Source organism: Streptomyces roseirectus (genome assembly GCF_014489635.1).
In the GTDB taxonomy this organism is placed as follows: Bacteria; Actinomycetota; Actinomycetes; order Streptomycetales; family Streptomycetaceae; genus Streptomyces; species Streptomyces roseirectus.
On the sequence record NZ_CP060828.1, the window covers coordinates 56,982 to 69,087 of the forward strand.

The 12,106-nt window shown below is 76.2% G+C and carries 1 protein-coding gene; it reads right to left on the minus strand.

Going from position 1 to position 12,106, the window contains the following annotated elements:
* Position 1 precedes the first annotated feature (1 nt).
* Positions 2–12,037 (minus strand): type I polyketide synthase, encoded by a 12,036-nt coding sequence (locus IAG44_RS00095; RefSeq protein ID WP_187745076.1) that lies wholly within the window; start codon positions 12,035–12,037, stop codon positions 2–4.
* Between the last annotated feature and the right edge of the window lie 69 nt (positions 12,038–12,106).

The window sequence follows — 12,106 nt, forward strand, 5'->3', positions numbered from 1 at the left end:
TTCACTCCTTGCCGAGTTCCGTGCGGATGAAGTCCAGTAGCTCGTCGTCCGACGCGTCGGCGAGCCTGGTGTCGACGTCGGTGTCCGTGGACACCGGGTCGGTGGCGGCCGTCCCGGCCAGGGCCCGCAGCCGGGCCGCGTACCGGGGCCGGTCGGGGTCGGCGCCCGCCAGCTCGGCGAACGCCGCCTCCAGCTGGCCGATCAGGACGGCCAGTTCGGGGCGCGCCGGTTCGGTGCCGGCGCCCAGGCGCCGGTCGAGTTCGGCGGCGAGCGCGGTGGGTGTCGGGTGGTCGAAGACCAGCGCGGCGGGCAGCGCGAGCCCGGTCGCCGCCGCGAGGCTGCCCCGCAGTTCGACGGCCGTCAGCGAGTCGAAGCCGACCTCGCGGAAGGCGCGGTCCGGCCCGATGCCGTCGGCCGACGCGTGGTCGAGGACGGCGGCGGCGCGGGAGCGCACCAGGTCCAGCAGGGCGCGGGAGCGCTCGGCGGGCGGCAGCGCGGCGAGGCCGGTCTGCGGGGCGGTTTCGGGAGCCGTGCGGGTCCTCGCCGGGCCTGCGGGGACGAGGTCGCGCAGTGCGGCGGGCAGGGTGCCGGCCTCCGCGCGGGCCCGCAGCGCGGTCCGGTCGGTGCGCATCGGCAGCAGGACGGCGTCCCGGGCCGCCCACGCCCGGTCGAACAGGCCGAGGCCCTGTGCGGCGTCCAGGGGCAGGACGCCCGCCTTGGCCATGCGCCGGCGGTCGAGGTCCCCGATGCGGGCGCCCATGCCGCCGCCGGTCCCCCACAGGCCCCAGGCCAGCGAGGTGCCGGGCAGCCCGGCGGCGCGGCGGGTGCGGGCGAGGGCGTCCAGGGCGGCGTTGGCCGCCGCGTAGTTGGCCTGCCCGGCGCCGCCGAGGGTGCCGACGGCGGAGGAGAACAGCACGAACCGGTCGAGGTCCAGGTCCTTCGTGAGGTCGTGCAGGTGGTGGGCCGCGTCCGACTTGGCGCGCAGGACGGTGTCGACGCGTTCGGGGGTGAGCGAGGTGAGGACGCCGTCGTCGGTGACGCCGGCCGTGTGCACGACCCCGGTGAGCGGCCGGTCCCCGGGGATCGCGGCGATCAGCGCGGCGAGGGCGTCCCGGTCGCCGGCGTCGCAGGCCGCGAACACCGGGCGTGCGCCCGCCTCTTGCAGGTCGGCGGCCAGGGCGTCCGCACCCGGTGCGGCGGCGCCGCTGCGGCTGACGAGCAGCAGGTCCCGTACGCCGTGCTCGGTCGCGAGGTGCCGGGCGACGAGCGCGCCCAGTTCGCCGGTGGCGCCGGTGACGAGGACGGTCCCCTCCGTGCGGGCGTCCGTGGCGGGCCGCGGTTCGGCGACGGTGAGCCGCAGGGCGTGCACCTCGCCCCGGCGGACGGCGAGTTGGGGCTCGCCCTCGGTGTGCGCGGTGGCGATCGCGGACGCCAGCAGGGGGGCGTCGGCGGTGTCGTCGTCGAGGTCGATCAGCAGGAGCCGGTCGGCGTGTTCGGCCTGCGCGGACAGGGCCAGTCCCCAGGCGACGGCGCGGGCCGGGCCTCCGGTGGTCGCGCCCGCGGTCACCGCGACGACCGGAGTGGACCGCTCGTCACCGAGGGCACCTTGCAGCAGCCCGAGGGCTTCGTGCGCGGATCGGCGCACGGCCTGCGGGTCGGCGGTGTCGGGCGCGGCCTCCAGGGCGAGGACGACGAACTCGGCGTCGTCCGGCACGCGTCCGGGCCCGGCCGACACCTCGGCGCCGAGGGCCGCCGCGAGGACTCCGGCGCGCCCCTCGGGGTCACCGACGACCGCGCAGCGCGCGGCGGACGCCGGGCGCGCCTCGACGGGCCGCCACTCCGGCGCGTACAGCTCGGGGGCGTCGGGGGCGTCGGCGTGGCGGGTGGTCTCCAGCCAGTACGGGGCGCGCTGGAAGGCGTAGGTCGGCAGCTCGGTGCGGCGGGCGCCGGGCAGGAGGGCGGGCCAGTCGACACCGACGCCGCGTACGTGCAGCCGGCCGACGGCGACCGCGAGGCTCCGCGTCTCCTCACGCCCGGCCCGCAGCGCGCCCAGCGCGAGGAGGCCGGGGGCGGTGTCGGCGACGAGGGAGACCAGGGAGCCGTCGGGGCCGGCTTCGAGGACGGTGGCGATGTCCTGGGCCTGCGCGGTCCGGATGCCGTCGGCGAACCGGACGGGCGCGCTGACGTGGTTCAACCAGTAGGCGGGGGTGGCGAGTTCGGGTCCGGCGAGGTCGCCGGTGACGTTGGAGACGACCGGGATGGACGGCTCGGCGTACGCCACCTCGGCGAGGACGCGTCCGAACTCCTCCAGCATCGGGTCCATCAGGCCCGAGTGGAAGGCGTGACTGACCTTGAGCTGCTTGACCCGGCGGCCCCGGGCTGCGAAGCCGTCGGCGACCTCCTTCACCGCGACCTCCTCGCCGGAAAGCACCAGCGCACGGGGGCCGTTGACAGCGGCGAGCCACACTCCGGGCGTGTCGGTCAGCTCGGACTCCTCGGCCTCGACCGCCCGCATCACGCCACCCGAGGGCAGGGCCTGCATGAGTCGGCCGCGTGCGGCGACGACCCGGCAGGCGTCTGTGAGGGACCACACCCCGGCGATGTACGCGGCCGTCAACTCGCCCAGCGAGTGCCCGAGGACGACGTCCGGACGGATGCCCCAGGACTCCAGGAGCCGGTACAGCGCGACCTCGACCGCGAACAGCGCGGGCTGCGCGAGCCCGGTCGCCGCCAACTCCTCCTCACTGCCTTCGAACACCGCCTCCTTCAGCGCCAACTCACCGAACCCGGCGCAGACTTCGTCGAACGCAGCGGCATACACCTCGTACGCCTCGTACAACTCCCGCCCCATCCCGACGCGTTGTGAGCCCTGGCCGGAGAAGACGAGGGCGAGGCCGCCGTCCGCCGGGGTGTCGGTGACGGTCGGCCCGTCGGTGGCGAGGGTGGTGAGGGCGTGGTGGAGGTCGTCGGGGTCGGTGGCGGCGAGGACGGTCGCGGTGGGCAGGACGGCGCGGGTGAGGGCGAGGGAGAGGGCGAGGTCGGCGGGGGTCGCCTCGGTGTGCTCGGCGAGGCGGGCGGCCTGGGCACGCAGGGCGTCGGCGTCCTGGGCGGACAGGACGACCGGCACGGGTCCGTCGGGTGCGTGCCCGATCGGGGGCTCGGGTTCGTCGTCGGCCTGTTCCAGGATCACGTGGGCGTTGGTGCCGCTGATCCCGAACGAGGACACGCCCGCGCGGCGGGGCCGGCCTGTGTCCGGCCAGGGCTGGTTCTCGGTGAGGAGTTCGACGGCGCCGGAGGTCCAGTCGACCTCGGGGGTGGGCGCGTCGACGTGGAGGGTCTTCGGGAGGAGGCCCGCGCGCAGGGCGAGGACGGTCTTGATGACGCCGCCGACGCCCGCGGCGGCCTGGGTGTGGCCGATGTTGGACTTGAGCGAGCCGAGCAGCAGGGGCCGTTCGCGGTCCTGTCCGTAGGTCTCCAGGAGGGCTTGGGCCTCGATGGGGTCGCCGAGCCTGGTGCCGGTGCCGTGGGCCTCGACGGCGTCGACCTCGTCGGGGGCGAGGCCGGCGCCGGCGAGGGCGTCGCGGATGACGCGCTGCTGGGAGGGGCCGTTGGGGGCGGTGAGGCCGTTGGAGGCGCCGTCCTGGTTGACGGCTGAGCCGCGCAGGACCGCGAGGACCGGGTGCCCGCCTCGGCGGGCGTCGGAGAGGCGTTCCAGGACGAGCATGCCCGCCCCTTCGGCGAGCGCGAACCCGTCGGCGGCGGCCGCGAACGCCTTGCTGCGGCCGTCGCGGGCCAGCGCCTGCTGGCGGCTGAACCCGACGAAGGAGGCGGGCTCGGACATGACGGCCGCGCCGCCCGCGAGGGCGAGGTCGCACTCCCCCGCGCGCAGGGCCTGCGCGGCGAGGTGCAGGGCGACCAGGGAGGAGGAGCAGGCGGTGTCGACGGTCACGGCGGGGCCTTCGAGGCCCAGGGTGTAGGAGATGCGGCCGGAGGCGACGCTCGCGGCGGCGCCGGTCGCGAAGTAGCCCTCGACGTCGTCGACGGCGTCCAGCAGCCGTGCGGTGTGGCCCTGTTCGCTGATGCCGACGTAGACGCCGGTGCGGGAGCCGCGCAGGGCCGTCGGGGCGATCCCGGCGCGTTCCAGGGCCTCCCAGGTGGTCTCCAGGAGGAGGCGCTGCTGCGGGTCCATGGAGCGGGCCTCGCGCGGGGAGATCCCGAAGAAGCCGGCGTCGAAGAGGGCCGCGTCGTGCAGGAAGCCGCCCTGGTCGACGTAGCTGGAGTCGGCGGTGGTCTCCTCGGGGTCGTGGAGGCGGTGCAGGGGCCAGCCCCGGTCGGCGGGGAAGCCGCTGACGAGGTCGGCGCCCTCGGTGACCGCCCGCCACAGCTCCTCGGGGGAGCCGATGCCGCCGGGGAAGCGGCAGCCCATGGCGACGACGGCGACGGGTTCGTCCCGGTCGGCGGCGCGGACCTGGACGGGTGCCGGGCGGTCCTGCGCGCCGAACAGCTTCTCGCCGAGGTGGGCGGCGAGGGCGGTCGCGGTGGGCTGGTCGAAGACGAGGGTGGAGGGCAGTCGGACGCCGGTCGCGGCGGCCAGCCGGTTGCGCAGGTCGATAGCGGTCAGCGAGTCGAAGCCCAGGTCGCGGAAGGCGCGTTTGGGGTCGACGGCGTCGGCGCCGGGGTGGCCGAGGACGCCGGCGGCGTGTTCGCGGACCAGGTCACGCAGGGCGCGGGTGCGGGCGCCCTGGTCGAGTGCGGCGAGGGTGCGGGCCAGTTCGGAGGCGGGTGCGGCGGGCCCGGCCGCCTGTTCGTCGTCGGTCTGCGGGCGGGCCTCGGGGAGTTCGTCGAGGAGGCGGCTGGGCCTGCCGGTGGTGAAGACCTCGGCGAAGCGGGGCCAGTCGACGTCGGCGAGCAGGACGCTGACGTCGCCGTCGGCGAGGACCGCGCGCAGGGCGGCGACGGCCGTCTCGGGTTCGATGACGGGCAGGCCGGTCTGGCGCAGGTGGTCGTAGATGGTCTCGGAGACCATGCCGCCGCCGGCCCAGGGTCCCCAGGCGACGGAGAGGGTGGGGACGCCCTCGGCGCTGCGGCGCTCGGCGCGGGCGTCGAGGACCGCGTTGCCGGCGGCGTAGGCGCCGTGGTCGGCGGCGCCCCACACGGCGGTCACCGAGGAGAAGTAGACGACGGCGGCCAACTGGGCGGGGTCCAGGGCGGCTTCGACGTTGTCGATGCCGGTGACCTTGGCGGCGAGGACGGCCGCGAGGTCGTCGAAGGGCGCCGTGGCGACGGGCCCGCCTGCGCCGACGCCGGCCGCGTGGACGACGGCCTGGATCAGGTCGCCGTCGCGCTGGAGGGTGTTCAGGGTGTCGGCGACGGCACTGCGGTCGCCGGTGTCGCAGGCGACGAGGGTGACCTTCGTGCCCGTCGCCTCGATCTCGGCGGCGAGTTCGGCGGCGCCCGGCGCCTGCGGGCCCCGGCGGCTGAGGAGGATCAGGTGGGCGGCGCCGTCGGCGGCGAGCCAGCGCGCGATGTGGGTGCCGAGGGCTCCGGTGCCGCCGGTGACCAGGACGGTGCTGCCCTGGGCGCGCCAGCCGGGGTTGCCGTGCGCGGGCGGGCCGGTGCGGATCAGGCGGCGGGCGAGGACGCCGGCCGGGCGCAGGGCGAGCTGGTCCTCGCCCGCGAGGCCGGTGAGCGCGGTGAGGAGCTGGTCCACGGTCGCCGCGTCCGGCGTGGTCGGCAGGTCGATCAACCCGCCCCACAGGTGCGGGAGTTCGACGGCGGCGCAGCGGCCCAGCGCCCACACGGCGGCCTGGAGGGGGTCGGTGGGTCCGGCGTCGTCGGCGGTGCCCTGCGCGCCCTGGGTCAGGCACCACAGGGGGGCGGTCGTCCCGGCCCGCACGAGGGCCTGGAAGAGGGCCAGGGTCGTCGCGAGGCCGGTCGGGACGTCGGCGCTGTGCGGGTGCGGGGTCGTGTCGGCGCCGGTGAGCGTGAGCACGGCGGTGGGCGCGGCCTCGCGGATCCGGGCGGCGAGCGTGTCGGGGGTGTCGTGCGGCGAGACGGTCAGCACGGTCGCGTGTTCGGCGCGTGCGCGCACCGCCTCGGCGGTCTCCGTGAGCCCGGTGGTCTCCGGGACGGCGATCAGCCAGGTGCCCGGCAGGGTCGCGGGGGCGGCGGGGGTGTCGAGGGTGCGCCAGTCGACGGCGTAGCGCCAGGCGTCGACCGTGTCACGCTCGCGGCGTGCGCGGCGCCAGGTGGACAGGGCGGGCAGCACGGCGGTCAGCGCGTCGCCGTCCGGGAGGTCGAGGACGGTGGCGAGGGCGCCGGCGTCCTGCGCCTCGACGGCCCGCCAGAAGTCGTCGTGCGCCGGGTCCGTGGCCGCCCCGGTGGGGAGGGTCCGGGGCCAGATCCGGGTGTGCTGGAAGGCGTAGGTCGGCAGGGCGACCGGGGTGGCCGGGCCGTCCGGGTAGGCGGGTGTCCAGTCCACGGGGACGCCGCCGACGTGCAGTTCGGCGAGGGAGGCGAGCATCCGGGCGGGGCCGCCCTCGTCACGGCGGAGGGTGCCGACGACCAGGGGTTCGGCGCCGGCGTGTTCGGCGGTCTCGGTGAGCGGGGAGGTGAGGACGGGGTGGGGGCTGATCTCGACGAAGACATGGTGTCCCGCCGCGAGAAGGCCGGCGACGGTGGGTTCGAGGCGGACCGTGGAGCGCAGGTTGCGGTACCAGTACGCGGCGTCGAGCCCGGCGGTGTCGAACACTCCGGCCTCGACGGTCGAGTGGAACGGCACGTCGGCGGTCCGGGGTTCGATCCCCTCCAGCGCGGTCACGACCGCACCCTTGATCTCCTCGACGTGCGCCGAGTGCGAGGCGTAGTCCACGTCGACGCGCCGGGCCCGGCCGCCGCGCGCGGTGACCTCGGCGAGGACGTCCTCGGTGTCGGCGGGCGCTCCGGCGACGACGACGGAGGCGGGCCCGTTGACGGCGGCGATGTCGACCCGTCCGTCGGCGACGGCCGTCAGCGTGCGTGCCTCGTCGGCGGAGAGCTGGACGGAGACCATCGCGCCGCGCCCGGACAGCGCGAGGATGGCCTGCGAGCGCAGGGCGACGACGCGGGCGCCGTCGGCCAGGGTGAGCGCCCCGGCGACGACGGCCGCCGCGATCTCCCCCTGCGAGTGTCCGACGACGGCGGCGGGTTCGACGCCGTAGGAGCGCCACAGCTCGGCGAGGGAGACCATCACCGCCCACAGGACGGGCTGGACGACGTCCACGCGCTCCAACTCGCCCTGCTGGCGCAGGACTTCGGTCAGCGACCAGTCGACGTGCGGCGACAGGGCCGCCTCGCACTCCGCCATCCGCGCGGCGAATACCGCGTTCGTGTCGAGAAGTTCGACGGCCATCCCGGCCCACTGCGAGCCCTGGCCGGGGAACACGAAGACCGGTCCGCGTCCCGTGGACCGGGCGGCGCCTGTGGTGACGGCGGGCGCGGTGGCCGTGCCGTCTGCCAGTGCCCGGACGGCGTCGAGGAGTTCGTCCCGGTCGCGGCCGACGGCCACGGCCCGGTGTTCGAAGAGGGTCCGGCCGGTCAGCAGGGCCCGGCCGACGGCCGTGGCGGAGTCGGTGGTGGTGTCGAGGCGGGCGGCGAGGCGGGCGGCCTGGGCGCGCAGGGCCTCGGGGGTGCGGGCGGACAGCACCCAGGGGCGCGGGGCCGGTTCCTCGTCCGGGACGTCGGCCACGCGGGTCTGCGGCGCTTGTTCGAGGACGACGTGGGCGTTGGTGCCACTCATCCCGAACGACGACACGCCGGCCCGCCGGGGCCGTCCGGTGTCCGGCCAGTCCCGCTGCTCGGTGAGGAGTTCGACGGCGCCCGAGGTCCAGTCGACCTGCCGGGTGGGCTGTTCGGCGTGCAGGGTGCGGGGCAGGACGCCTTCGCGCAGCGCGAGGATCGTCTTGATGACCCCGCCGACGCCGGCCGCCGCCATGCTGTGCCCGATGTTGGACTTCAACGAGCCGAGGTACAGGGGGTGTTCGCGGCCCTGTCCGTAGGTGGCGAGGACGGCCTGCGCCTCGATGGGGTCGCCGAGGCGGGTGCCGGTGCCGTGGGCCTCGACGGCGTCGACCTCGTCGGGCCGAAGGCCGGCGTTGGCGAGGGCCTGGGCGATGACACGCTGCTGGGCGGGGCCGCTGGGCGCGGTGAGGCCGTTGGAGGCGCCGTCCTGGTTGACGGCGGAGCCCCGGACGACGGCCAGGATGTCGTGGCCGAGGCGCTGGGCGTCCGACAGCCGCTCGACGACGAGGACGCCGACGCCCTCCGACCAGCCGGTGCCGTCGGCGTCGTCGGAGAACGCCTTGCAGCGGCCGTCGGCGGCGAGGCCGCCCTGGCGGGCGAACTCCAGGAAGCCGCCCATGGTGTTCATGACGGTGACGCCGCCCGCGAGGGCGAGGTCGCACTCCCCCGCCCGCAGGGCCTGTCCGGCGAGGTGCAGGGCGACCAGGGAGGAGGAGCAGGCGGTGTCGACGGAGACGGCCGGGCCTTCGAGGCCGAGGAGGTAGGAGACGCGGCCGGAGACGACGCTGCCGGCGGTGCCGGTCATGACGTGGCCCTCGGTCTCGGGGGACGCGGCCAGCACTGCGGCGTAGTCGGATCCCGCGGTTCCGGCGAAGACGCCGGTGCGGGAGCCGCGCAGGGCGGCCGGGTCGAGTCCGGCGCTCTCCAGGGCCTCCCAGACGGTCTCCAGGAGCTGGCGCTGCTGGGGGTCCATGGCGAGGGCTTCGCGCGGGGAGATCCCGAAGAAGGCGGCGTCGAAGTCGGCGGCGTCGTGCAGGAATCCGCCCGCCAGGGGCGCGTGCGCGTCGATACGGCGCAGGGCGGCGGTGTCCCAGCCCCGGTCGCGCGGGAAGGGGGTGATGCCGTCGGTGCCGTCGGTGAGCAGCCGCCACAGCGCGTCGGGGTCGGTGACGCCGCCGGGGTAGCGGCAGGCCATGCCGACGACCGCGAGGGGTTCGTCGAGGAGCGTCGCGCGGGCCGCCGCGGGCAGGTGGCCGGTGTCGCCGTCGAGGTGGGCGACGACGGCCTGCGGGGTCGGGTGGTCGAAGACGAGCGTCGCGGGCAGCGTGCGGCCGGTCTCCTCGGCGAGGAGGTCGCGGAAGCGGACGGCGGACAGCGAGTCGAAGCCGAGTTCGTTGAAGGAGCGGTCGGCGGGGACGGCGTCGGCGCTCGCGTGGCCGAGGACGGCGGCGGCGACGCCCCGCACCAGGTCCAGGTCGACGGTGCTCGCGCCGGTGGCGGGGCGGGGTTTCGCCGTCGGTACGGCGGTGGGCAGGAGGTTCACGGAGCCCGGGGTCGGGGGCAGCCAGTAGCGCTCGCGCTGGAAGGGGTAGGTGGGCAGGGTCGCCGTCAGGTAGGGGTCAGGGTCCGTGCCGAGGACGGCCGTCCAGTCGACGGGGACGCCCTGGACGTGCAGGGTGGCGAGGGCGGTGAGCAGGGCGGCCGGTTCGGTGCGGCCCCGGGGCAGCGCGGGCACGCAGACGGGGCCGCCCTCGGGTACGCAGTCGCGGGCGAGGACGCTGAGGGCGCCGCCGGGGCCGACCTCCAGGCAGGCGGTGACGCCCTCGGCGGCCAGGGTGCGCACGCCGTCGTGGAAGCGGACGGCCTCGCGGACGTGCCGCACCCAGTAGTCGGGGGTGAGGAGGTCGTCGCCCGCGATGGCCCCGGTGAGGTTGGAGACGACGGGGATCGCCGGGGCGTGGTAGGTGACCTGGGCGGCGGTCTCGCGGAACGCGGCGAGCATCGGCTGCATGAGCGGTGAGTGGAAGGCGTGGCTGACCTTGAGGCGGCGCACGCGCAGGCCCCGTTCCGCGCACAGGGCGGCGGTCGCGTCGACGGCCTCGGCGGGGCCGGACAGGACGGTCGCGCGGGGCCCGTTGACGGCGGCCACGGCGAGCGTGCCGCCGGTCCCGGCCGCCGCCAGCAGTTCGGGCACGTCCGTCTCGGGGAGTTCCACGGCGAGCATCGCGCCGCCCTCGGGCAGCGCCTGCATGAGGGTCGCGCGGGCGGCGACCAACGCGCAGGCGTCGTCGAGGGAGAACACCCCGGCGACATGGGCGGCGGCCAGTTCGCCCACGGAGTGGCCGAGGAGCAGGTCGGGGGTGAGGCCCCAGTGGTCGAGGAGGCGGAAGAGGGCGACCTCGACGGCGAACAGGGCGGTCTGGGTGTGCGCGGTGCGCGCGAGGAGGTCGTCGGAGTCCAGCGCCTGTTCCAGCGGGCGTTCCAGCAGCGGGTCGAGCCGGGTACGCACGGCGTCGAATGCTTCCGCGAACACGGGGTGCGCGGCGTACAGGTCGCGGCTCATGCGGGCGCGCTGGGCGCCCTGGCCGGTGAAGAGGAACGCGAGTTTCCCGGCGGGGGCGGCTTCGGCGCGGACGGCGTGGGCGTGGGGGCGGCCCTGGGCGAGGGCGTCGAGGCCCGCGCGCAGTTCGGCGGGGGTGGTGGCGGTGACGGCGGCGCGGTGCCGGAAGCGGGCGGCGCCCGGGGCGAGGGCGCGGGCCAGCGCGGGGGCGGGGGTGTCCGTGCGGGTGAGGTGGTCGAGGAGGCGGGCGGCGCTGTCGCGGAGGGCTTCGGGGGTGCGGGCGCCGAGCAGGAGGGTGGTGGCCGGGGTGTCGTCGTGCGGGGTGGGTTCCGGTTCGGCGGGCGGGGCCTGTTCGAGGATGACGTGCGCGTTGGTGCCGCTGATGCCGAACGAGGACACGCCGGCCCGGCGGGGGCGCCCGGTGTGCGGCCATGCGCGCTCCTCGGTGAGGAGTTCGACGTGCCCGGCGCTCCAGTCGACCTCGCCGGTCGGGGTCTGGAGGTGCAGCGTCTTCGGCAGGACGCCGGCCCGCAGCGCCATGACGGTCTTGATGATCCCGCCGAGCCCGGACGCGGCCTGCGTGTGGCCGATGTTGGACTTGAGCGAGCCCAGGTACAGCGGGAGTTCGCGGTCCTGCCCGTAGGTGGCGAGCAGGGCCTGCGCCTCGACGGGGTCACCGAGCCGCGTGCCGGTGCCGTGCGCCTCGACGGCGTCGACCTGCCCGGGGCTGAGCCCGGCGTCCTGGAGGGCGGCGCGGATGACCCGCTCCTGCGAGGGCCCGTTGGGCGCGGTGAGCCCGTTGGAGGCGCCGTCCTGGTTGACGGCCGACCCCTTGATCACGGCGAGGACGGGGCGGCCCTCGCGGACGGCGTCGGAGAGCCGGCACAGCACGAGGACGCCCGCGCCCTCGCCCCAGCCGGTGCCGTCGGCGGTGTCGGCGAACGACTTGCAGCGGCCGTCGCCCGCGAGGCCGCCCTGGAGCAGGAACTCCTCGTACAGGCTCGGCGAGGCCATGACGGTGGCGCCGCCGACGAGGGCGAGGGAGCATTCGCGGGCGCGCAGGGCGCGGGTGGCGAGGTGGAGGGCGACCAGCGACGACGAGCAGGCGGTGTCGACGGTGAACGCGGGCCCTTCGAGGCCGTAGTGGTAGGAGAGGCGGCCGGAGGCGACGCTGCTGGTGGTGCCGGTGAGGACGTGGCCGCGGACCTCGCCGAGGGCGGCCTCGCCGTGCGGGCCGTACTTCTGGTCGGTGAGGCCGACGAAGACGCCGCCGTCGGTGCCCTTGAGGGCGGCCGGGTCGAGTCCGGCGCGCTGCACGGCCTCCCAGGAGGTCTCCAGGAGGAGGCGCTGCTGGGGGTCCATGGCGAGGGCTTCGCGCGGGGAGATCCCGAAGAACTCCGCGTCGAAGTCGCCCGCGTCGTGCAGGAAGCCGCCTTCGAGGCGGACTCCGGCGTCGGCGAGGGCGCCGGTGCGCCAGCCGCGGTCCTCGGGGAAGGGTCCGACGGCGTCGCGGCCGGCCCTGACCAGGTCCCACAGGGCCTCGGGGGTGTTCGCGTCGCCGGGGAAGCGGCAGGCCATCGCGACGATGGCCACCGGTTCCCGGCGGTCGGCCTCCAGCTCGCTGAGCCGGGTGCGGGTGCGCTGGAGGTCGGCGGTCACCCGCTTGAGGTAGTCAACAACCTTGTCGTCGTTCGCCACGGGTTCTCCGATGGGCCGCGTCTGTACGGGGGGCAGGGGTCGGGGTCCGGCGGTGCCGGGGTTTTTCGG